Source organism: Roseateles sp. (assembly GCF_031397715.1).
Lineage (GTDB): Bacteria > Pseudomonadota > Gammaproteobacteria > Burkholderiales > Burkholderiaceae_C > Paucibacter_A.
Window position 1 is genome coordinate 1 of record NZ_JANNMI010000106.1, and the last position, 21,058, is coordinate 21,058.

18 protein-coding genes and 1 other RNA gene are annotated in these 21,058 nt (G+C 63.9%); 6 read left to right on the forward strand and 13 right to left on the reverse strand.

Annotated elements, in window-relative coordinates; all coding sequences use genetic code 11:
- Together RMO57_RS04565 and RMO57_RS04570 are read left to right on the forward strand one after the other, a co-directional pair.
- A partial coding sequence (locus tag RMO57_RS04565) for a DUF1415 domain-containing protein (RefSeq protein WP_310384647.1) occupies nt 1–498 on the forward strand: 498 nt, incomplete at its 5' end.
- A gap of 142 nt (nt 499–640) precedes the next feature.
- A complete protein-coding gene (locus tag RMO57_RS04570; protein WP_310384649.1) occupies nt 641–3,004 on the forward strand; it encodes an ATP-binding protein in 2,364 nt (787 codons plus the stop codon).
- Here RMO57_RS04570 and RMO57_RS04575 read toward each other — a convergent pair.
- From RMO57_RS04575 to rnpB, 3 genes are all read right to left on the reverse strand, one after another.
- On the reverse strand, nt 2,987–3,949 hold the full coding sequence (locus RMO57_RS04575) for a carbonic anhydrase family protein (RefSeq protein WP_310384651.1): 963 nt from the start codon (nt 3,947–3,949) through the stop codon (nt 2,987–2,989). The genes RMO57_RS04570 and RMO57_RS04575 overlap by 18 nt on opposite strands.
- A gap of 68 nt (nt 3,950–4,017) precedes the next feature.
- On the reverse strand, nt 4,018–5,223 hold the full coding sequence (locus tag RMO57_RS04580; RefSeq protein ID WP_310384653.1) for a multidrug effflux MFS transporter: 1,206 nt from the start codon (nt 5,221–5,223) through the stop codon (nt 4,018–4,020).
- A gap of 127 nt (nt 5,224–5,350) precedes the next feature.
- An RNA gene (gene rnpB / locus RMO57_RS04585) (RNase P RNA component class A) lies at nt 5,351–5,726 on the reverse strand.
- 45 nt (nt 5,727–5,771) lie between these two features.
- On the opposite strand from rnpB, the gene RMO57_RS04590 reads away from it, so the two are divergent.
- Complete coding sequence (locus tag RMO57_RS04590; protein WP_310384655.1) at nt 5,772–6,071, forward strand: XRE family transcriptional regulator; 300 nt, start codon at nt 5,772–5,774, stop codon at nt 6,069–6,071.
- On the forward strand, nt 6,061–6,978 hold the full coding sequence (gene cysK / locus RMO57_RS04595; protein ID WP_310384657.1) for a cysteine synthase A: 918 nt from the start codon (nt 6,061–6,063) through the stop codon (nt 6,976–6,978). The genes RMO57_RS04590 and cysK overlap by 11 nt, the downstream gene beginning before the upstream one ends.
- Here the strand turns inward: cysK and RMO57_RS04600 are convergent.
- The 4 genes from RMO57_RS04600 to pyrC are packed head-to-tail and all read right to left on the reverse strand — an operon-like array spanning nt 6,975 to nt 11,177.
- Entirely contained in the window at nt 6,975–7,979 is a 1,005-nt protein-coding gene (locus tag RMO57_RS04600) for an FHA domain-containing protein (RefSeq protein WP_310384659.1), read from the reverse strand. The two genes, cysK and RMO57_RS04600, sit on opposite strands and share 4 nt — an antisense overlap.
- Nucleotides 7,943–9,343 (reverse strand): serine protease, encoded by a 1,401-nt coding sequence (locus tag RMO57_RS04605; protein ID WP_310384661.1) that lies wholly within the window; start codon nt 9,341–9,343, stop codon nt 7,943–7,945. Before RMO57_RS04605 ends, RMO57_RS04600 begins: the two co-directional genes overlap by 37 nt.
- Before the next feature lie 35 nt (nt 9,344–9,378).
- Nucleotides 9,379–10,134, reverse strand: a complete 756-nt coding sequence (locus RMO57_RS04610; RefSeq protein ID WP_414896371.1) for a DUF3025 domain-containing protein — start codon at nt 10,132–10,134, stop codon at nt 9,379–9,381.
- The gene (pyrC, locus tag RMO57_RS04615) at nt 10,119–11,177 is read right to left on the reverse strand and encodes a dihydroorotase (RefSeq protein WP_310384663.1); all 1,059 of its coding nucleotides are present in this window, start codon (nt 11,175–11,177) and stop codon (nt 10,119–10,121) included. Before pyrC ends, RMO57_RS04610 begins: the two co-directional genes overlap by 16 nt.
- Before the next feature lie 44 nt (nt 11,178–11,221).
- Here pyrC and RMO57_RS04620 point away from each other — a divergent pair, with 44 nt between their 5' ends.
- Both RMO57_RS04620 and RMO57_RS04625 read left to right on the forward strand, forming a co-directional pair.
- The gene (locus tag RMO57_RS04620) at nt 11,222–12,979 is read left to right on the forward strand and encodes an ABC transporter ATP-binding protein (RefSeq protein ID WP_414896370.1); all 1,758 of its coding nucleotides are present in this window, start codon (nt 11,222–11,224) and stop codon (nt 12,977–12,979) included.
- Entirely contained in the window at nt 12,966–14,735 is a 1,770-nt protein-coding gene (locus RMO57_RS04625) for an ABC transporter ATP-binding protein (RefSeq protein WP_310384665.1), read from the forward strand. The genes RMO57_RS04620 and RMO57_RS04625 overlap by 14 nt, the downstream gene beginning before the upstream one ends.
- Before the next feature lie 15 nt (nt 14,736–14,750).
- Here the strand turns inward: RMO57_RS04625 and RMO57_RS04630 are convergent, their stop codons facing one another.
- The 6 genes from RMO57_RS04630 to RMO57_RS04655 all read right to left on the reverse strand — a co-directional run.
- Nucleotides 14,751–14,936 (reverse strand): hypothetical protein, encoded by a 186-nt coding sequence (locus RMO57_RS04630; RefSeq protein ID WP_310384667.1) that lies wholly within the window; start codon nt 14,934–14,936, stop codon nt 14,751–14,753.
- Nucleotides 14,937–14,942: 6 nt separating this feature from the next.
- Nucleotides 14,943–15,878: a UDP-3-O-acyl-N-acetylglucosamine deacetylase gene (lpxC, locus tag RMO57_RS04635; protein ID WP_310384668.1), complete on the reverse strand. Its 936-nt coding sequence runs from the start codon at nt 15,876–15,878 to the stop codon at nt 14,943–14,945.
- Complete coding sequence (locus RMO57_RS04640) at nt 15,875–17,878, reverse strand: ATP-binding protein (protein ID WP_310384670.1); 2,004 nt, start codon at nt 17,876–17,878, stop codon at nt 15,875–15,877. The genes lpxC and RMO57_RS04640 overlap by 4 nt, the downstream gene beginning before the upstream one ends.
- A 168-nt stretch (nt 17,879–18,046) precedes the next feature.
- The gene (ftsZ, locus tag RMO57_RS04645; RefSeq protein ID WP_310384672.1) at nt 18,047–19,282 is read right to left on the reverse strand and encodes a cell division protein FtsZ; all 1,236 of its coding nucleotides are present in this window, start codon (nt 19,280–19,282) and stop codon (nt 18,047–18,049) included.
- Between the two features lie 200 nt (nt 19,283–19,482).
- Nucleotides 19,483–20,712, reverse strand: coding sequence for a cell division protein FtsA (gene ftsA, locus RMO57_RS04650; protein WP_310384675.1), 1,230 nt, complete (start codon nt 20,710–20,712; stop codon nt 19,483–19,485).
- Nucleotides 20,713–20,724: 12 nt separating this feature from the next.
- Nucleotides 20,725–21,058: cell division protein FtsQ/DivIB (locus RMO57_RS04655; protein WP_310384677.1), on the reverse strand; the 334-nt coding region annotated here is incomplete at its 5' end.

The following is a 21,058-nucleotide window of genomic DNA, read 5'->3' on the forward strand; positions in this document are numbered from 1 at the left end:
ATCGGCCTCAACCTCTGCCCCTTCGCCAAGAGCGTGCACATCAATCAACGGCTGCGCTATGTGGTCAGCAACGCGGCCACGCCGGAGGCGCTGCTGCAGCAGTTGGCGCATGAGTTGCTCGGCTTGATGCGCGCCGATCCGGAGGAGGTTGAGACCACCTTGGTGATTCACCCGCTGGTGCTGGGCGATTTTCTCGATTTCAATGACTTCCTCGGCGCCGCCGATGCGCTGGTCGAGGACCTGGAGCTGGACGGCATTTTGCAAATCGCCAGCTTTCACCCCGACTATCAGTTTGCCGGCACGGCAGCCGACGACATCAGCAACTACAGCAACCGCTCGCCCTACCCCACGCTGCATCTGCTGCGCGAATCCAGCATCGCCCGCGCGACCGAGACCATGGCCGACACCGACGCGATCTATGAAGCCAATCTGCTGACCCTGGAGAAACTGGGCCTGGACGGCTGGCGGGCACTCGGTTTGAAAGCCCGTGGTGATTGATTCACTTGAGGCGTGTAAATCAAGTCAGAATGCAAGCCACATCAGCGCACTGCACGTCGCGCAAGGCCTTGAAAATCGAGGCCTACCGAAGCGCTGAGCCTCCAAGCCACAGCAGCCGACGAGACTGAATGAGGAGGCCCGATTGAGCAGAAATAAATCCAGCTCACTGTTTGTCGCGATTGCGCTGGGCGCCAGCATTGGCTTGCTGCTGCCGGCCTTGATCGTCGGCGGACTGCTGATCGGCCTGCGCGAGCCGCAGGCGGCCGAGGCGGCATTGCAGCGTGACCTCGAAGCCAAGCTCGACGTGCTGGTCAGCAGCCTGCCCGAATTGCTCTGGAACCTGGACACGGTCGCCGCCCGCGAGGTGGTGGCCGCGGTGATGAAGTCTCCCGACGTGGTGCGGGTCACGGTCAGCGATGCATCGCAGGGCGCGCCCTTTATCGAGATGAGTTTCCCCGAGCGGCAAAAGGGTCTCAGCGTCAAGGGCGAGCGGGAGATCTTTCGCGGCGTGGCCCGCATCGGGCATTTGCGCGTCGAGGTCGATGATCACCTCAGCACCGCCGCCTTGACGCGCCAGCGCTGGCTCTACGGCGCCACCGTGGGCGGGCAGTTGCTGGCGTCCTTGGCCTTGATCCTGGCGCTGCTGAATTCCAGATTGATGCGCCCGCTGCGCGAGTTGGGCGGCTTCGCCAATGACCTGGCCCAGGGCCGCTTCAGCGCCCAGCTGCCGCCCGGTCGAAACGACGAAATCGGCCTGCTCGGCGGCCATCTCGAACATATGCGCGACGCCTTGCAGCAGCAGTTCGACGCCCAACGCGCCTTGATCGAGCGGCTGCGCGGCATGGCCGAGACGGTGCCCGGCGTGGTCTATCAGCTGCGCCTGAGCCAAGCCGGCCAGTTCTCGTTCGCCTATGTCAGCGAGGCCGTGAATGACTATTTCAATCTGTCCGGCGCCAATCTGGAGCAGGACGCCCAGCCCTGGTTCGATCAGATTTCGGAGCAAGACCGCGCCCTGGTGCGCGAATCGCTGCTGGCCTCGGCCCGCAACTTGAGCCCCTGGCAGCAAGAGTTCAGGACGCCGCAAAAAGATGGCGGCGAACGCTGGATCTATGGCAATTCGATCGCCCAGCGGGAGCCCGGCGGCAATGTGATGTGGCATGGTTTTTTGACCGACATCTCGCACCAACGCCGCGACGCGCTGGAGCTGGTGCGCTACCGCCTGCATCTGGAAGAGCTGGTGCAGGCGCGCACCGCCGAGCTGGCCGAGGCCACCAAGGCGGCCCAGGCGGCCAGCCTGGCCAAGAGTGCTTTTCTGGCCAATATGAGCCACGAGATCCGCACGCCGATGAACGCCATCATCGGCCTGACCTATCTGGTGCAAAGCGACAGCACCGAACCGGCCCAGCAGCTCAGGCTGCAAAAAGTTGCCGACGCGGCCGAACACCTGCTCAGCATCATCAACAACGTGTTGGATTTTTCCAAGATCGAGGCCGGCAAGATGCAGCTGGCGCACAGCGACTTCAACGTCGCGCAGGTGCTCGACAACGTCTCCAGCATGCTGGCCCACCGTGCCAGCGAGAAGGGCCTGCAAGTGCAGGTCGAACTGGCCGAGCCGCTGGCCATGCAAGTCTTGGTCGGTGATGCCCAGCACATCACCGAAATCTTGTTGAACTTTGCCGGCAATGCGGTCAAGTTCACCGAATCAGGGTTTGTCAAGCTGGTGGCCGCCGTGGAGGCCGATTTGGGCGCGGCACTGAAGCTGCGCTTCGAGGTGCAAGACAGCGGCATCGGCATCAGCCAGGAAGCGCAAGCCCGGCTATTTCAAGATTTTGAGCAGGCCGACAGCTCAACCACCCGCCGCTATGGCGGCACCGGCCTGGGGTTGGCAATTTGCCGGCGCCTGGCCGCGTTGATGCAGGGCGAGGTCGGCGTGCAAAGCCAGCCGGGCGGGGGCAGTCGTTTTTGGTTCACCCTGACGGTCGAAAAGGGCAGCATGGCCGCGCTGGCCGCGTTGGCCGATCCTCCACCGGCCTCCCGTGGCACGCTCGCGCGGGAGTTGCTGCAGCAGCAGTTCAAGGGCACACGCGTGCTGCTGGCCGAAGACAACGCCGTCAACCAGGAGGTGGCGGTGGCGATGTTGGGCAGCGCCGGCTTGGTGGTCGATGTGGCCGTCGACGGCCAAGAAGCACTGCGCATGGCGGGCGAATATGACTACGCCTTGATTTTGATGGACGTGCAGATGCCCTTGATGGACGGCCTGGCGGCCACCCGCGCGATTCGCGGTACGGCGCATGGCAAGCACACACCGATCTTGGCGATGACCGCCAATGCCTTTGCCGAGGAGCGCCAGCGCTGTCTGGATGCCGGCATGAACGACCATGTGGCCAAGCCGGTGGTCGCCGAGCAATTGTTTGCGACCTTGCATATGTGGTTGAGTCGCAGCGAGAACGCTCGCCCGCTGGAAGCCTCCAGGAACCCAGACGGGCCATCAGGGCCCACCGGATGACTCCTTGATCAAGCGCCCGGAGCCGGCCTGGATGGGCCGGGCGTTCATCGGGTAAAGCCGGGCAAAGATCGAAATCTGCTGGTTAGACAGTTGCACCGGCGAACGCATCACCATCCACAACACGCCCTCGGAGCAGGGCGGCGTGGTCAGCGAGCCCATATAGGTGAAATAGCTGCGGTCTTCGGGCAGCAGCTGATTCAAATCCAGCAGGCCGGGTGCGGCCAAGGCCTGGCCCTTTTCCAGCGGCAAATTGTTCCAAATGGTTTGAATCACGGCCTGATCGCGGCCGCGCTCCAGCAACACCGCCACCACGCCCAGTTTGCCGTCGGCGTCCTTGTGCACCAGGTGGGCGACCATGTCGAACTGGCGGCCATTGATGCGCTCTTCGCTGGGGCGATGGAAGTGGAACTGCAGCAGCTCGAAGCGCCGCCCCATCACCTGCAAGGCATTGCCGGGCGCCACATTGACCTGGATGGTGTGGCCGTTGTCCAGCACCGAAAAACCGCTCGGCCGGTAGTCAAAATTGATCTTCTCGAGATCGACGCGGATGCCGTCGCGGATGTCGATCGGGCTTTGCCGGGTGCCGATGGCACATTGGCGGTTCTCCGGGCTCAACTCGCCCCACCGCTCCGGCGCACCGTCACCGGCGTAGCCCCAGTGGGCATGGTCGGCATGGTCGGCGGCGCTGTGGGCCGGCGCCTCGACCTTTTTGCTGCCCTTGACCGCTTTGGCGCTCTTGCCCGCCGCCTCGTGCCCCCCGGAGGCGCTCAGCTTCAGCGCCGGCACGGCTGCGTCGCCCTTGTTGCTCAAACGCTCGGCCAAACGCTGGCGCAGCACGTCCAAGGACTCCTCGGCCGCCTGCGTTGCGCCAGCGCCTGCGCAGCCCCATGCAAGCACGGCGATTTGAACCAACACCCGTGCGTAGCCCATCAACTTCTTTTCCATGCGATGCTCCCGCCCCGTGGCGCGCCTTGATCGTCATGTTTTCGGCCGTTTCTCCGCCGGCTTGAGCCTCACTGCAATTGCCGCTTGACCGCAATCCAGGCGACCAGGCCAATGCTCATCAAGCCCATCGAGGTCAACGCCAGCGCCAGCGTGGAGTGCATCACCAGCGGTGCGACCACGCCGGCCACCACGCCATTGGCGGCGCTGCCTATGCAGGCCTGCAGCGACGACGCCATACCGCGCCGCTCCGGTACCTCGTCCAGCGCCAGCAGCGTCACCACCGGCACCATCAAGGCCCAGCCGAACGAGAACGCGCCAATCACCGGCAAGGCCCAAAACGGGCTCGGCGGCAGCGCCAGGTTCAGCGCGACATTCAGCGCGGAGAACACAAACATGATGATGAAGCCGCGCTTGATCTGCTGCTTGGGTTTGATTTTGCCGGCCAGCCGGCCGCTCAACCAGGCGCCGCCCATGATGCCGCCGATGGCAAAACAGAAGAACCAGAAGAACTGCGTCGGCGCCAGATTCAGATGCTCGCCGACGAACACCGGCGCCGCCAGCACATAGAGAAACATGCCGTTGAACGGAATCCCGCTGGCCAGCGCCAGCAGGATGAAGCGGCGGTTGCTGCAGAGCTGCCAATAGCCGCGCATCAGCGGGCGCACATGAAAGGGCTGCACCATATCGGCATGCAGGGTCTCGGGCAGCAAGCGCCAGTTGGCGACAAACAGCAGCGCGCTGACAAAAACCAGGAACCAGAAGATCGCGTGCCAGTCGGTGTGGACGAACAAGAAGCCGCCGATCATCGGTGCGATGGCCGGCGCAATACCGAAGAAGATCGTCACCTGAGACATCACCCGCTGCGCCTCGGACGGCGGGAACATATCGCGGATGATGGCGCGTGACACCACCATGCCGGCCCCCGCCGACATGCCCTGCACGGTGCGCCAAAACACCAGTTGACCAATGCTGCCCGACAGCGCGCAACCGACCGAGGCCAGCGTGAACACCGCCATGCCCCACAGCACCACCGGCCGGCGCCCGAAGCTGTCGGACAGCGCGCCGTGGAACAGATTCATTACCGCGAAGCCGAACAGATAGCTCGACAGCGTTTGCTGCATCTCGACCGGTGTCGCCTGCAGGGCTAGCGCGATGCCGGCAAAGGCGGGCAGATAGGTGTCGATCGAGAACGGCCCGATCATGCCCAGGCCGGCCAGCAAAACGGCCAGGGCCCAGCGCGGGGCGCGCCACAAATGACTGGCTTCGGGATTCATAGTTGAGGCGCGGGCAAACCCACTTTTCTGAGCAGCGCGCAGTGTACGGCCGGCCCTAAACTGGCGCCCGCTACGGGTATTGCCAAGCGCACATCCAGCAAGCATGACAAACAGCGCAAAAAATATAAAGTGAAGCAAGTCGATAGGCCGGATTCTGTGCAGAACTTCTGCTCTTGCGAGCTTGCTTCTGTGACCGCCATTCCTCTTGGCCGGGCATCGCTGCCCGGCTCGGTGCCACCTACCCGCCAGCTCTGCGAGCCGCATCAATACTGGCCTACTTGGTGTTGCTGCGCGTAGAGATTGCCCGTTTCACCCGATCCCGCAGGCTGCGCTTGCGGTCCCGCCGGGCTTTGACACCCGGCACGTTTGATCGACTCGTCTCTGTTGCTCTGATCCTCGGCTCACGCCGGACAGCCGTTAGCTGCTACGCCGCTCTATGCAGTCCGGACCTTCCTCCAGCCCCATGTTTCCATGCTCGGGCCAGCGGCGGTCTGACTTGCTTCACGAAGTGCATTATCGCCGATGAACTACGCCTTAACATTGCGGCCATGACCAAGCACAGAACCATAGACATGCGCTCGCCCAGCGGCGACGAACTCAAGGCCGCCCGCCTGGCCGCCGGCCTGAGCCAGGTCGAGGCCGCTCAGCTAATGGCTTACCCGGTGCAACAGGGCAGCCGCGGCGGCCTGCAGTCGCGCACCTGGCAGGCGCTGGAGAGCGCCGCCGATCCGCGCACTATGCCGGGACCTATATTCGCGATGTTTCAGCTCTTGACCCAACAGCACCCGAGCTTGCAGTTACTTGACCACGATTCGCCGTCCACCAGGAGTGATTCCCATGAAAGTTGATAACGTCCTCGCCACCATCGGCAACACCCCCCATATCCGCATGCAGCGCCTGTTCGGCGCGCAGGCGCAGGTCTGGATCAAATCCGAGCGCAGCAATCCGGGCGGCTCGATCAAGGACCGCATCGCGCTGGCCATGGTTGAGGACGCCGAGGCGCGCGGCCTGCTGCAGCCCGGCGCCACCATCATCGAGCCGACCTCGGGCAATACCGGCGTGGGCCTGGCGATGGTCGCCGCCGTCAAGGGCTACAAGCTGATCCTGGTGATGCCGGACAGCATGTCGATCGAACGCCGCCGGCTGATGCTGGCCTATGGCGCCACGTTCGATCTAACCCCGCGCGAGAAGGGCATGAAGGGTGCGATCGCCCGCGCCCAGGAATTGATCGCCGAGCACCCGGGTTCCTGGATGCCGCAGCAGTTCGAGAACCCGGCCAATATCGCCGTCCATGTGCGCAGCACCGCCGAGGAAATCCTGGCCGACTTCCCAGACGGACTTGACGCCCTGATCACCGGCGTCGGCACCGGCGGCCACATCACCGGCTGCGCCCAGGTGCTGAAAAAGGCCTGGCCGAATTTGCAGGTGTTTGCGGTCGAGCCGAGCGCCTCGCCCGTGATCAGCGGCGGCGCACCGGCCCCGCATCCCATCCAAGGCATTGGCGCCGGCTTCATCCCGACCAATCTGCACACCGACCTGCTTGACGGCGTGATCCAGGTCGAGGCCGAGGAAGCGCGCGAATATGCGCGCCGCAGCGCCGCTCAGGAAGGCCTGCTGGTCGGCATCTCCAGCGGCGCCACCTTGGCCGCCATTGCCAAGAAGCTAACTGAGCTGCCCGCCGGTGCGCGGGTGCTGGGCTTCAACTACGACACCGGCGAGCGCTATCTGTCGATTGAGGGCTTCTTGCCGGCCTAGTCTTCAGTTTCAGCGCCCGGCGTGTCATTGTCTTTATTGGCCTGACGCGCCAGCTCGGCCTCCAGCGGCCGCAGCGCGTCGATCAGCGCTTGCGGTGATTTGGGCTCAACCAGGCGCAGGGCCGGCGGCGGCAAGGCGCTCAGATAAGCCGGGCCCAGCCAGTACTGCTGCTCCTGGCGACGCGCTACCGTCAGCACCAAGAGCGTCGCCAAGCCGGACAGCGCCGCCAGCGCCAGCCAGCGCCGCGCCCGCGGCCAGACCAGGCTGGCATGCCACCACAACAGGGCCGCCACCCCGCAGGGGAAGGCCAGCGCCTCCAGCACCAGCAGGCGCGGCCAAGACAGCGCAAAGGCCAGCAGCGGCAGGCTGACGGCCACCAGATGCAGGCCGGTCACGCCGATCAAGGCCCGCCGCAGATGGGTGACAAAGGGGAAGCGGTGCTGGAACAGCTGGGTCAGCAGCGACCACAGCGCCGCCCAGGCCAATATCAGCACCAAGGGCCCCAAGACCGCGCCGCTGTACTCGACCCAGGGCGCGCCGGGGTTCAGCCCCGACCATTGGTCAAACCACAGCAGGCCCAACCACAGCACCAGCAAGGCCGGCACCCAGGCCGAGCCAACCTTGGCCGCACGCTGTTGATGTTGTTGCAGCGGCTGCTCGGGCGCCAAGGCCCCGGCATTGCTGCGCCAGCGCAATTGGCTGGCGCCGAGCTGGAAGCTGGCCGCGGCGCCCAAGGCGGCGGTGTCGCCCGCGTTCAAGCGCCGCTCGCCCATCCAGCCGCCATTCAGACTGGGCATCAGCAGCAGACTGGCACCCGCTTCTCCCCACTGCAAAGACGCATGCTCGGCAGCCAGATGCGGGTCATCGAGCACCACCTCGCACAGCGGCGAGCGGCCTATGCGGGCCGGCCAGTGCGTGAGGCGCTGCACCTGGCGCACCTGGCCGTCGCGGCCGAGGACTTCAATTACCGCGATTCTTTCTTGCTGCTCTTGCTGATCCACGCGAAGCCCTCCAGATAATGCGCGCTCAATTTCAAGGCGTTGTCAAAGCTGACCCCGCGCGCGTCAAAGCGACCCAGGGCGCCCTCGGTGGCGCCGTCGACGGTCGTCACCAGCACGCTCAAGTCATGCAAGCCGGCCAGCTTGCGGTAGGCACGCAGGCAGACGACGGCACGCAAAGGCAAACCGTCACGCGAGATGAATTCTTCTTTGCAAAACGGCGCGGTGCGGTACTTGTCCTCGCGGCCCAGGCGCTCATTGCGGAAGCTGCCTGAGTACTGCTTGGCGAAACGGATCGCACCCAGCTTGGCGCCGTCATAGACCTCATGCGACATGTCCAGATACCCGGTCTGTATCGCGCCGCTGACGAACACTGCATGCTCCATCCGGCATTGCGAGCGCTGAAACTCCAGCCCCTTGGTGTCGGTCGGCGTGCCGCGCCCCCAGCAGCGCATGAACTGCTCCTGCGGCACAGGTAACTGGTAGCGGGCATGGCCGGCCTGTTCCTGGTTTTGCCAGGGCAGGGCCAAAAAGCGCTGCGTCAGCTCGTCTTGATAGACCATCAGCTGTTCGCGCAGACGCGGCCAGGCGGGGCTGGTCAGCGGCTTGGCCTCGCGGCTGCGCTCGAACAAGGCCTGCGCATGCCGGCCCGGCACCAGAAAGCTGACCTGCTGCGCAAACGACATCACCGACACATTGACGCCGACCACCCGGCCCTCCTCGTCCACCACCGGCCCACCGCTCATGCCCGGGTTGATGCCGCCCGAGAAATAGATCAGCGGATCAAAGCTGCGCTCCACCAGGCCGTTGTAATTGCCCTCGACGACGGCAAAGGCAATGTCATGCGGGTTGCCCATCGAGTAGATGCGATCCCCCTTGGCCAGCGCCAGCTCGGCCGGTCTAAAGCTCAGGGCACCGCGCCCCTTCAAGCTGCCCGGCACCGCGCGCAGCAAGGCCAGGTCGCGGCGCACATCAAAGTCCAGTAGCTCCAGCTGGCCCTCCTGCCCATCGGTGCTGGCGAAGCGCAGGCGGTAACGCTCAGGTTCCAGCGCGAACTGGCTGATGACGTGGTAGTTGGTCAGCACATGGCCGTCGGCGCTGACCAGAAAGCCGGAGCCGACCGAGGCCTGGCTGTTCTGGGTCTTCAGCAGGGTGCGGATCTGCAGCAGCTGCGAGCGCGCATCTTCATAAATTCGCCGCGCGCTGGCCGAAACAGCTGCCGCTGGGGCGGAAGCGGCCGAGGCCGGCGCTGCGGCAGTTGCGGGGGCAGGTGCGGGGGTCTGCGCCTGCGCAGCCACGCCGGCCATCAAAAACAGGGCCACCCAGCAACGCCGGCGCGCCGTCAAACCAGATTGAAAAATCAGCAACGTGATTCCTCCTGAGTCTCTACAAGAGCGCGATGCTAGCCGGTTTGCGAACGTCCGGCAGGGCGAAAAACACCGGTGTCCGCATAGAAGCTCGGCGCTTCATTGGCGGGCCACCAGCCGGGCACGCCCAGAACCGGCATGGGCACAAAGGGTTTGCCGGCCAGCCAGCGCGGATCCAGCGCCGCATCCACCCCGGCCGGCCCGCCGTCAAGCGGCATCAGCAGCACATGAGCGCAAATCGCCTTGCGCGGCTGTAATAATTTTTCAAGCAGGGCGTGGCCGATCAGATCCAGCCGCGCCTGCGCCCACAGCGGCCGCAGCGTGATGAATAAACGCGGCCAATCACGCGCGACCAGCGCCTCGCATAGCGCGGGCGGGGCCCACAGCAAGGCGGCGTTCTCGTCCACCACGGTCAGGGCATCGCGCAGCGGGCCACGCTGCGCCTGCACGCCGCCGCTGAGCGCCAGCGCCTCGATATGGGCGGCGTTCAAGCCGGTCTTCAGCGCCGGCCAATGCAGCCAGATCAGGCCGTTCAGCAGGTCATGCAAGTTTTCGCGGGTCGGCACGCAGGCCGTGCGGTGAATGAAGGCCTCATAGGCCTCGCCGTCCGGCAATTCGCTCTGCGGCACAAAGCGCAGCTCGCCATGGGTCAGCTGAATTGGCGCGCTAGCTAGCCGGCTATTCAGCGCCTCGGCGACCGTTGCGCCGGCCGCGATCTGCGCCGACAGCGCCTCGCCACTTTGCCGGTACGGCGCCAGCCAGGGGGCGTTCCAGTTCAGAGCAGCTTCCAGCTCAGCACCTCGCCGCCGCGCAAGGGCTTCAGCTGCGCCTCGCCAAAGGCCACGGCCTCGGGCAGGGTCCAGTCCTGCTTGCTCAAGGTGACGCGCTCGGTGTTGCGCGGCAGGCCATAAAAATCGGCGCCATTGAAGCTGGCGAAGGCCTCCAATTTATCCAGCGCGCCCATCGCCTCAAACGCCTCGGCGTACAGCTCCAGTGCCGAGGCGGCCGTGAAGCAGCCGGCGCCGCAGACCGAGTTTTCCTTCAACTGCGAGGCATGCGGCGCACTGTCGGTGCCGAGGAAGAATTTAGCACTGCCCGAGGTGGCGGCCTTGATCAGGGCTTGGCGGTGGACCTCGCGCTTCAGCACCGGCAGGCAGTAGTAATGCGGGCGCAGGCCGCCGGTGAAGATGGCGTTGCGGTTGTAGAGCAAATGCTGCGGCGTCAAGGTGGCGGCGGTGAAGGCGTCGGCGCCGGCGACGTATTGGGCGGCCTCCAGCGTGGTGATGTGCTCGAACACCACCTTCAGCTCGGGCATATCGCGGCGCAGCGGCTGCATCACGCGGTCGATGAAGACGGCCTCACGGTCGAACACATCGATCTCTGGGTCGGTCACTTCGCCGTGCACCAGCAACAGCAGGCCCTCGCGCTGCATCGCCTCCAGCACCGCGTAGGTCTTGCGGATATCGGTCACGCCGGCATCGCTATTGGTGGTGGCGCCGGCCGGGTAGAGCTTGAGTGCCACCACGCCGGCGTCCCTGGCACGCTTGATCTCGTCAACCGGGGTCAGGTCGGTCAGGTACAGCGTCATCAAGGGCTGAAAGCTCAGGCCAGCGGGAACCGCCGCGTTGATGCGCTCGCGGTAGGCCACGGCCTGCTGCGCGGTGGTCACCGGCGGCCGCAGATTCGGCATGATGATGGCGCGGGCAAACTGACGCGCCGTGTAGGGAATGACGCTTTGCATCGCGCCTTCGTCGCGCACATGCAAATGCCAGTCGTCGGGGCGGGTGATGCTCAGCTGCTGCGCAGCCACGGAGGGGTCGGAAATTTGGGCCATGGGATGATTGTCCCAAAACTCGCGGGCAAACCGCCACTCGTACCTTGACTCTCAAACAAATGATCGCCGGCTTTGTACGCCGGCATTGGCCCTCCTATGCGGCGGCCGCCGTGATGCTGTTCAGCATCGCCCTGCTGACCGTCTGGATTCCGCGTCAGGTAGGCCATGTGGTCGACGGCTTGGTGGCCGGCAGCCTGCACGGCCAGGCCTTGCTACAGCAGCTGGCCTTGCTGGTCGGCTGCGGTGTGCTGATTTATTTGCTGCGCGTCGGCTGGCGCCTGGCCTTGTTTGCGGCCGCCTACCGCCTGGGTCAGGAGTTACGTACCCGGCTCTATCAGGTGCTGACGCTGCAAGGTCCGGTGTTCTTTCACGCCAAACGAACCGGCGACTTGATGGCCTTGGCCACCAATGACATCGACGCGGTCGAGATGGCCGCCGGCGAAGCGCTGCTGGCCGCTTTTGACGGCTCGCTGACCTTGGCTCTGGTGCTGGCGATGATGACCTTGGGCGTTGACTGGCGCCTCGGCCTGGCCGCGCTGCTGCCGTTTCCCTTCATGGCCTATGCCTTTTGGCGCATCTCGGAGAAAGTCCACCAGGCCTGGCAAAGCTCGCTGGGCCGCTTTTCCGGCCTGAACCAACATGTGCAAGAAGGTCTATCGGGTGTGCGCACCCTGCGCGCGCTGGGCCTCACCGAGCGCAATGCCAAGCAGTTCAGCGAGCTGGCCGACAGCGCCGGCGAGGCCAGTTTTCAGGCGCAGCGCTGGGAGGCCGCCTTCGAGCCCGCCGTCGGCATGACGCTGAGTGCGGCGCTGACGATTGCGCTGGGCCTGGGCGGCTATCTGGTCGCCCGCCAAGAGCTGACGATTGGCCAGCTGACCGCCTTCACCATGTATCTGGGCCAGCTGATCTGGCCGATGTTTGCGGCCGGCTGGGTGCTGTCCCTGCTGGAGCGTGGCCGCGCCGCCTGGGACCGTTTGCTGCCGGTGCTCGACGCTCCCCTAACGCTGAACGACAGCGGCAGTCAGGCGCTGCCCGAGCGCGCGCTGATAGCGTTTGAGCAGGTCAGCTTTGGCTATGCGAATACCGACAGGCTGGCCATAGCCGACGTCAGCCTGCGTCTGCAGCCCGGCCAGACCTTGGGCCTGGTCGGCCCGACCGGCGCGGGCAAATCCACCTTGCTGCATCTGCTGCTGCGCCAGTTCGAGCCGAACAGCGGCAGCATCAAGATTGGCGGCCATGCCTTGGCCGACCTGAGCCTGCAGGCGCTGCGCCAGGGCCTGGCCTGGGTGCCGCAGGAACCGTTTCTGTTTTCCGCCAGCATCGCCGAGAACATCGCCCTGGCCAAACCGGACGCCACGCCGGCCGAGATTGAGGCGGCCGCTCGCATGGCCGCCGTGCACGATGACATAACGCGTTTGCCCAACGGCTATGCGACCGAGATCGGCGAGCGCGGCGTGACGCTGTCGGGCGGCCAGCGCCAGCGCGTGGCGATGGCGCGTGCGCTGCTGTCCGATGCGCCGCTGCTGCTGCTTGACGACGCGCTGTCGGCGGTGGACACCGGCACCGAGACGCAGATTCTTGAACACTTGCGCGAGCTGCGACTGGCCCGACCCGATCGCAGCAGCCTGATCGTCAGCCACCGCCTCAGCGCGGTGATGGACGCCGACCATATCGTCGTCATTCAGCAGGGCCGCATCACCGAACAAGGCAGCCATGCCGAGCTCTTGGCGATTGAAGGCGGCTGGTACGCGGCGCAATGGCGTTATCAACAACTGGAGGCAAGCATTGATGCGGACGACTGAACCCACGGCGGACGTGAAAAGCGAACGCCCCTGGGCCGCCGTCGGCCTGCTGATGGAAGCCGCCGCGCCGGAGAAGCCCACCCTCTTGCGCGGCCTGTTATGGCTGCTGCTGGCGGCCGGCCTGGAGGCGCTGGGCCCCATCATCAGCAAACATTTCATCGACAGCTATCTGCAGCCGCGCCAGTTCGACGCCCAAGCGATGGCCCTGCTCTTGCTGAGCCTGTTGCTGACCGGCTGGGCCAGCAGCTGGATACGTTTTGGCCAACTCACGCGCATGGCCGGCGTGGCGCGGCGCTCGGTGCTGCGCCTGCGCGACAAGGTCTATGCCCATGTGCTGGCCCTGCCGATGAGCTACTTTGACCGTGCCATCACCGGTCAGTTGGTCAGCCGCGTGACGAATGACAGCGAGGCGGTCAACACCCTCTATCGCCAGGTGCTGTATGTGATGCTGGACTCCAGCATCGTGGTGCTGGGCTCGCTGATCGCGATGGCCTGGCTGGACTGGCGGCTGATGCTGATCGTGGCGATGCTGGTGCCGGCGATGCTGCTGATCATTGCGCTCTACCAGCGCCTGAGTGCGCCGGCGGTGGCGCGTGCGCGCCAGTTGCGCAGCGACATCAATGCGCAGATGGCCGAGAGCATGGCCGGCATGGCGATGCTGCAGGCGGCCGGCGCCGCGCCGCGCTTTGGCGCGCGTTTTGGGCGCACCAACCAAGCCCACTTGCAGGCCCGCGTGGCCGAACTCAGCGCCAATGCCTGGCTGCTGCGACCAGCCTTGGACCTGCTCAATGTGCTGCTTCTGGTGACGGTGATTTACGGCTTCGGCCGCCGCGAGGTGTCGGGTCTGGAGGTTGGCCTGCTGTTTGCATTCCTCAGCTATATCGCCCGCGTGGTCGAGCCGCTGATCCAGATCACCATGCAGTTCGGGCAGCTGCAGCAATCGATGATTGCGGCCGCGCGGGTGCGCAGCCTGCTGCAAGAGGACGTCGCCGCAAGCCAAGCGGTGGCCGGCCGGCAGATCACGGCCGGCGCGATCAAGGTGGAACAACTGAACTTCGGCTATGACGCGCAGCGCCCGGTCTTGCGGGACCTCAATTTGGATATTCCGGCCGGCAGTTTTGTTGGCGTTGTCGGCCATACCGGCAGTGGCAAGTCGACCTTGCTGTCTTTGCTGCTGCGCTTTTACGCGGCCCAGCACGGGCAGATCACGATCGACGGCCTGGCGCTGGCCAGCTTTCCCGACGAGGCCTTCCGCGCCGCCGTCGGCCTGGTGCCGCAAGAGCCGTATCTGATGGCCGCCAGCGCACGCGAGAACATCGCCATGGGTCGCCAGATCGATGAGGCGGCCTTGATTGCGGCGGCCAAGGCGGCGCGCATCCACGATTATTTAAGCGCCTTGCCACAGGGCTATGACACGCTCTTGGGCGAAGGCGGCGCGCGCGTGTCCACCGGCCAGAAGCAGTTGATCGCGATGGCCCGTGCGCTGGCAGGTTCCCCGCGCATCCTCTTCCTCGACGAAGCGACATCGAATATCGACAGCGCCACCGAACAGATCGTCAGCGAGGCCCTGACCGCCCTGCGGGGCAAAGTGACCGTGGTGGCGATTGCACACCGCCTGTCCACCATCCGCGAAGCCGATCAAATCATTGTGCTCAACCATGGCCACTTGGCGGAGCACGGCTCGCACCCGGAATTGATGGCACATGCGGGCGGCATTTACCAGCGTTTGGTGCAGCTACAGGCGCTGGAGGAATAGAAAAGCCCAGCCCGGCTACAGCATCATCGCCAACCGCTCAAGAATCAACACGGCAAAGAATCCCAAGCCGGCCAACACCGTCCACTTAATCACGATGATGCCGCGTTGGCGCCATACCACCTGGCCCGTGCCGATATAGAGCGCGAAACACAGCACGCCGGCAAATAGCAAGAGCCCGACCACTAGACGAAATAGAAACATGCTTTATCACCAGGCCGGAGCCAGCTCCGCGAAGCCTTTGGGAGCCTGGGTGGCATCCTCGAAGCTGACGATCTCATAGGCAGAAGGGTCGGCCAGCAAGGCCCGCAGCAGCTTGTTATTGAGCGCATGCCCACCCTTGAACGAGGTGTAGGCCGCCAGCAGCGGATAACCTGCGACTTGCATGTCACCGATCGCATCGAGGATCTTGTGCTTGACGAACTCATCGTCATAACGCAGCCCTTCAGCGTTCAGCACCTTGTAGTCGTCGACGACGATGGCGTTGTCCATGGACCCGCCCAGCGTCAACCCGCGCGAGCGCATCAGCTCGATATCGCTGGTCATGCCAAAGGTGCGGGCGCGGGCGATTTCGCGCTTGTACTGGCCCGAGCCCATATCGAACACATATTGCTGGCCGGTGGCCGAGACGGCCGGGTTGTCGAACTCGATCTCGAAGCTCAAGGTGTAGCCGTGATGCGGGCTCAGCTTGGCCCACATCAAGCGCTTGCCTTCGCCCTGCCTGACCTCGACTTCCTTCTTGACCCGCAAAAAGCGCTTGGCCGCCGGTTGCAAATCAATCCCCGCGCTTTGTAGCAGATAGACAAAGCTGGCGGCCGAGCCGTCGAGTATGGGCACCTCGTCGGCATTGATGTCAACGTATAAATTGTCCAGCCCCAGGCCCGCGCAGGCCGACAGCAGATGCTCGATGGTCTGCACCTTGGGCGCGCCGGGGTCACCGCCGGGGCTGACGGTGGTCGCCATGCGGGTGTCGCAGACGGTGTCCACGCGCACCGGAATATCGACCGGGGTATTCAGATCGACCCGGCGAAACACGATGCCGGTGTCGACCGGTGCGGGGCGCAGCGTCAATTCGACCCGCTGGCCGCTGTGAATGCCGACGCCGACCGCCTTGGTCAGCGACTTGAGAGTTCTTTGATGGATCATGGTTTCAGTGTCGGCGATACGGGTTTGCTTTGCTCCGCCGGGGCCTCTGGCCGGGTCACCGGCAAACGTAAACTCAGGCGCGTGCCGTGGCCAACGCTGGAGTCAATCCGCAGCGAGCCTCCCAAACGCTGGGCGCGGCGCTGCTGGCTCTTCAGGCCGCGGCCCATCTGGGCGGTGGCAATGTCGAAGCCGTCGCCGTCGTCCTCGATGCGGATCTCGACATAGTGCCCATGGTTGCGTGTCACCATGCGCACGCGCGTGGCACGGGCATGCTTGAGCACATTGCTGAGCGCCTCTTGCATCAGGCGCAACACATGCAAGGCATCGGGTGGCTCCAGCCATTCGAGCAGGGGCAGGTCCTGCACATCCCATTCCAGCATCAGGCCGCCGGCCTGCAAGCGCTTGCCCAGGCGGTAACGCATGGTCGCCAATAGCGCCACCAGATCATGCGCGACCGGCTCCAGCGAGTCGATCACCAAACGCAGATCATCAACGCATTCACGCAGCACCTCGACCACCTTGTCTTGGTCCATGCTGCCTTGCTCCACCGCCACCATGGCCGACAGCAAGGACGAGCCCAGGCCGTCGTGCATGTCCTGCATCAGGCGCTGGCGCTCCAGCAGCAGCGCTTGCTGGCGCTCGGCTTCGCGCAGGCGCTCATGCTGGGCCTGCAACTGGGTGCTTTGCAATTGCAGGCGGATTTCCAGTTGCTGGTTGAGCATTTCAACCTCGCTCAAGGCGCCGGTATAGCGGCGTTGCACCGCGTATAAAAAACTCGCCAAGGTCAACAAGGTGGCATAGGGCATCAAATAGATATGTTCCGGCCAGGCCCGCCCGGAAAGAATGATCACATCGTGCACGCCGAGCAACAGACTGAGTGCCAGGCTCAACGCGATCATGCGTAATTCGCGGCTGCCGTCGCGCCATGCCAGCCGCATCACAAACAGCAGAGCCAAGCCGGCCACCAGCAGATTGGCGAGATGCTGCAGAGACGGGCTGGCCAGCACCTCGTTCCACCAGGGCAGGGTCAACAAGCCGCTGATCAACACGAAGGCGACCATGCTTTGCTCGGGCAACTTAACGCGCTTGTGCGCACAGCGCAGCGCAAACAGGAAGATCAGCAGCATCACCCAGGACATCGAGGCATTGGTCAGCCACCAAAACCACTCCAATCCCCAAGCCGAGCGCGGCAGTTCGATGTGGTAGTGCAAATTGCGTATCAGCCACACCACCGACAGCATGGCAAACAACAGAAAAGCCGGCTCATCGCGCCGCCGCACCCACAGCGAGAGCGAGAATATACCGAGCACAATCAACGTTAGGCCGGTGGCCTGCGGCACCCCAATCTGCAACCACCAACGCCGCTGAAAGCGCACTTCGACGTCCTCGCGCGCCCCCAACCAGGCACTGGAAACGGAAAATGCGCCGCCGCCCAGGACCGGCACCGCCACCACGACGTCGATCATTTGGTGCTGGCGCAGCTCGGTCAATGCGGACGGAAACACCACCCAGAGCGGCCGTATCCATTGTTCGCGCGCGCCGGACTGATTGTCGAAGATGGGCTGCCAGCCTTCATCGGTGTGCACCAACACCGCCGCTGCCATGGCTGCCAACCGCGGCATAAACAAAGCGACCGAGGTGGGCCAGCGCCCCTGTTCGGGCGCATAGCGAATTCGGTACCAGCGCATTTCAACGGCGGCCTCAGGCGTGCTCGGCCCCTGCTGAGCCAGTCGGCCGCGCACATCGGGCAAGCCGACCTTGGACCAAGCCTGCGGGTCGGCGGGCGGCTGCAGATGCGCGGGCAGGCCGCCGCCTTTGACGCCCTGCCCGTCCATCGCGCGCAAGGCCGTCCACCAAGCCTCCAAATCCGCCCGACTCCAGGCACTCACGGCCAAGTCGGCGGTTTGTGCTTGCTCACCGGCCTGCTGGGCATGTGGCGCCGGCAGCCTCATCACCTGCGCATTGGCCGGTGCACAAGCCAGACAGCCGCCGGCAAACATGGCCGCAAGCCCAAATTTCAATAGCGATCTAAGCAGGTCAAGAGGAAGCAAGATGAGCTGTCGAAGTTGGGCTGCGTCAGGCATAAAAAAAGCCCGGTTGCGTGAAACAGCTTCACCGAACCGGGCCTTCATTCTGCGCCAGAACCCGCAGTGGGTCCGCGCATTTGATCAATCGGCTTGCTTGCGCAGGAAAGCCGGGATTTCGATCTCGTCCATACCGTTTGACGACAAGGCCTCGACCTTGGCCGACGCGGTGCGGCCCCGACCCTGCCACACGCTTGGACCGCTGGAGCCGGCCGCAAAGTCGCCACTGCCGCTGATGCCGAAGCCCATGGCCGACGCGGTGTTGCCACCCCGCCCACCCATCACCGCCTCGGTCAGCACCGGCATGTCATGGGTGCCGGTGCGCAGGCTTTGCTGCACCACGGTCAACGGTGCTTGCGCGCGGGCGCGCTGCGACAAGCCGGTGGCGATGACCGTTACGCGCAGCGCATCGCCGAGGCTCTCGTCATAGGCGGTGCCGTAAATCACATGAGCTTCATCGGACGCATAGCGTTTGATGGCGTTCATCGCATTGCGCGATTCGCTCAGCTTGAAGGTGCCCTTGCTGGCGGCAATCAACACCAACACGCCGCGTGCGCCCGACAGATCAATGCCTTCCAGCAGTGGGCAAGCGACTGCAGCTTCGGCCGCCTTGGCGGCGCGGTCCGGGCCGGTGGCTTGCGCCGTGCCCATCATGGCCTTGCCCGGCTCGCTCATCACCGTCTTGACGTCTTCGAAGTCGACGTTGACCAAGCCGGGAATATGAATGATGTCGGAGATGCCGCCGACCGCATTCTTCAGCACATCATTGGCATGCGCGAAGGCTTGGTCCTGCGTGACGTCGTCGCCCAGCACGTCCAGCAGCTTGTCATTCAAGATCACGATCAGCGAGTCGACATTGGCTTCGAGCTCGGCCAAACCTGCATCGGCCGCCTTCAGGCGCCGGCCACCTTCGAACTCGAAGGGCTTGGTCACCACGCCGACCGTCAGAATGCCCATCTCGCGCGCCACGCGCGCGATCACCGGCGCCGCACCGGTGCCGGTACCACCGCCCATACCGGCCGTGATGAACAACATATGCGCGCCCTGGATCGATTCACGAATGCGTGCCTCGGCCTCTTCGGCGGCTGATTTGCCCATCTCGGGCTTGGCGCCCGCGCCCAGACCTGAGGTCCCCAGCTGCAAGAGCTGGTCGGCCTTCGAGCGATTCAGCGCCTGCGCGTCGGTGTTGGCACAGATGAACTCCACGCCCTGCACGCCCTGAGCAATCATGTGCTCAACCGCATTGCCGCCGCCGCCGCCGACGCCGATCACCTTGATCTGGGTGCCTTGGTCAAACTCTTCGATCATCTCGATCGCCATATAAATTCTCCTTCAGCCGTTGTGCCGCTGGCAAGCCTGAAACCGTGAAAAACTTCAGGGGAAATCCGCTTTTTTCACTCACCGCTGTTGTTTCGCAGCGGCTAAATGTCCTATTTCTCATTATCCAAGATAAAGAGGAGCTATTTCAAAAAATGTGTGAGAAAACATCTCAAAAAACCACCGTCTTGGCCGCTTGGCGATCAAAAATTTCCCAAAAACCAATCTTTCGCGCGCCCGAACATGGTTTTCATTGAACCGGCCTGCTGCGCCGCCTTCAAACCCCGCGTTCGCGACAAGCGCGCCTCCTCCAACAAACCCATCACGCTCGCCGATCGGGGGTTGGCCACCATATCGGATAAGCCGCCGCTATAGGTTGGATTGCCGCGTCGCACCGGCTTCAGGAATATGTCCTCGGCCAACTCCACCATACCCGGCATGACCGCCGAGCCGCCGGTCAAGACGATGCCGGAGGACAACAATTCGTCGTAACCGCTTTCGCGAATAACCTGCTGCACCAAGGAGAATATTTCCTCGACGCGCGGCTCGATCACACCGGCAAGTGCTTGTTTGGACAACATGCGGGGCGCCCGGTCGCCCAAACCAGATACTTCTACTTGCGCGCTCGGGTCGGCCAACATTTGTTTGGCCACCCCATGTTCGACCTTGATTTCCTCGGCGTCCTTGGTCGGCGTGCGCAAGGCCATCGCAATATCACTGGTGATCAAATCACCGGCAATCGGTATGACGGCAGTATGCCGAATCGAGCCGCCGGTGAATATCGCCACATCGGTGGTGCCGGCGCCAATGTCCACCAAAGCAACCCCCAAATCACGCTCATCGGCCGTCAACGCCGCCAGGCTCGACGCGCTGGAGTTCAACACCAGCTGCTCGACCTCAAGGCCGCAGCGGCGTACGCATTTGACGATATTCTCGGCCGCACTTTGGGCGCCGGTGACGATATGGACCTTGACTTCAAGCCGCCCGCCGCTCATGCCGATGGGTTCTTTGACCTCATGGCCGTCGATCACAAACTCCTGCGGTTCGACCAATAACAGGCGCTGATCATTCGGAATATTGATGGCCTTGGCAGTTTCAACCACGCGTGCCACGTCGACCGGCGTGACCTCTTTGTCGCGCACGATCACCATGCCGGTGGAGTTTTGGCCGCGAATATGGCTGCCGGTAATGCCGGTATAGACCTTGCTGATTTTGCAATCGGCCATCATTTCGGCCTCTTTCAAGGCCTGTTGAATCGATTGCACGGTGGCATCGATATTGACCACCACGCCGCGTTTCAGTCCGGTTGAGCTGGCAACGCCGAGGCCGGCGATGCGCAATTCACCATTGCCCAACACCTCGGCCACCACCGCCATGATTTTGGCCGTGCCGATATCCAGCCCAACGACCAAATCCTTGTAATCCTTGGCCATGCTTATCATCCTTCAGTTTTTCTTCGGTCGGCCATTCAATCCGGGTTTAACCTGATTGGGCGTCGTTGATATTCCGCTCAAACGTACCGCATACCCGTCTGCATGACGCAGGTCGGCCGCCAGCAAGGGCGCCCGGTTGAGCGAGGTAATTTGGGTAATCGAGCGCACAAATTGGCTGTAACGGGCCAGTATCTCGGTGTCGCTGCCGCGGCCGAGTTCAATCACCGCCCCATTTTCAAAGGTCAGCCGCCAGGAACCTCGGCCGGACAAATCCACCCGTTCGACCTGTTCGCCGAGCGGGTTGCTGGCGGCCTGCAGGTGCTGCCACATCGGCAGCATCGCGGCC

Excerpts from the sequence above, each read along its gene's own strand:
- RMO57_RS04575 (WP_310384651.1), bottom strand. The coding sequence starts at position 3,949 with ATGGAAAAGAAGTTGATGGGCTACGCACGGGTGTTGGTTCAAATCGCC.
- RMO57_RS04580 (WP_310384653.1), bottom strand. The coding sequence starts at position 5,223 with ATGAATCCCGAAGCCAGTCATTTGTGGCGCGCCCCGCGCTGGGCCCTG.
- RMO57_RS04590 (WP_310384655.1), top strand. The coding sequence starts at position 5,772 with ATGACCAAGCACAGAACCATAGACATGCGCTCGCCCAGCGGCGACGAA.
- cysK (WP_310384657.1), top strand. The coding sequence starts at position 6,061 with ATGAAAGTTGATAACGTCCTCGCCACCATCGGCAACACCCCCCATATC.
- pyrC (WP_310384663.1), bottom strand. The coding sequence starts at position 11,177 with ATGGCCCAAATTTCCGACCCCTCCGTGGCTGCGCAGCAGCTGAGCATC.
- RMO57_RS04625 (WP_310384665.1), top strand. The coding sequence starts at position 12,966 with ATGCGGACGACTGAACCCACGGCGGACGTGAAAAGCGAACGCCCCTGG.
- RMO57_RS04630 (WP_310384667.1), bottom strand. The coding sequence starts at position 14,936 with ATGTTTCTATTTCGTCTAGTGGTCGGGCTCTTGCTATTTGCCGGCGTG.
- lpxC (WP_310384668.1), bottom strand. The coding sequence starts at position 15,878 with ATGATCCATCAAAGAACTCTCAAGTCGCTGACCAAGGCGGTCGGCGTC.
- RMO57_RS04640 (WP_310384670.1), bottom strand. The coding sequence starts at position 17,878 with ATGTTTGCCGGCGGCTGTCTGGCTTGTGCACCGGCCAATGCGCAGGTG.
- ftsZ (WP_310384672.1), bottom strand. The coding sequence starts at position 19,282 with ATGGCGATCGAGATGATCGAAGAGTTTGACCAAGGCACCCAGATCAAG.
- ftsA (WP_310384675.1), bottom strand. The coding sequence starts at position 20,712 with ATGGCCAAGGATTACAAGGATTTGGTCGTTGGGCTGGATATCGGCACG.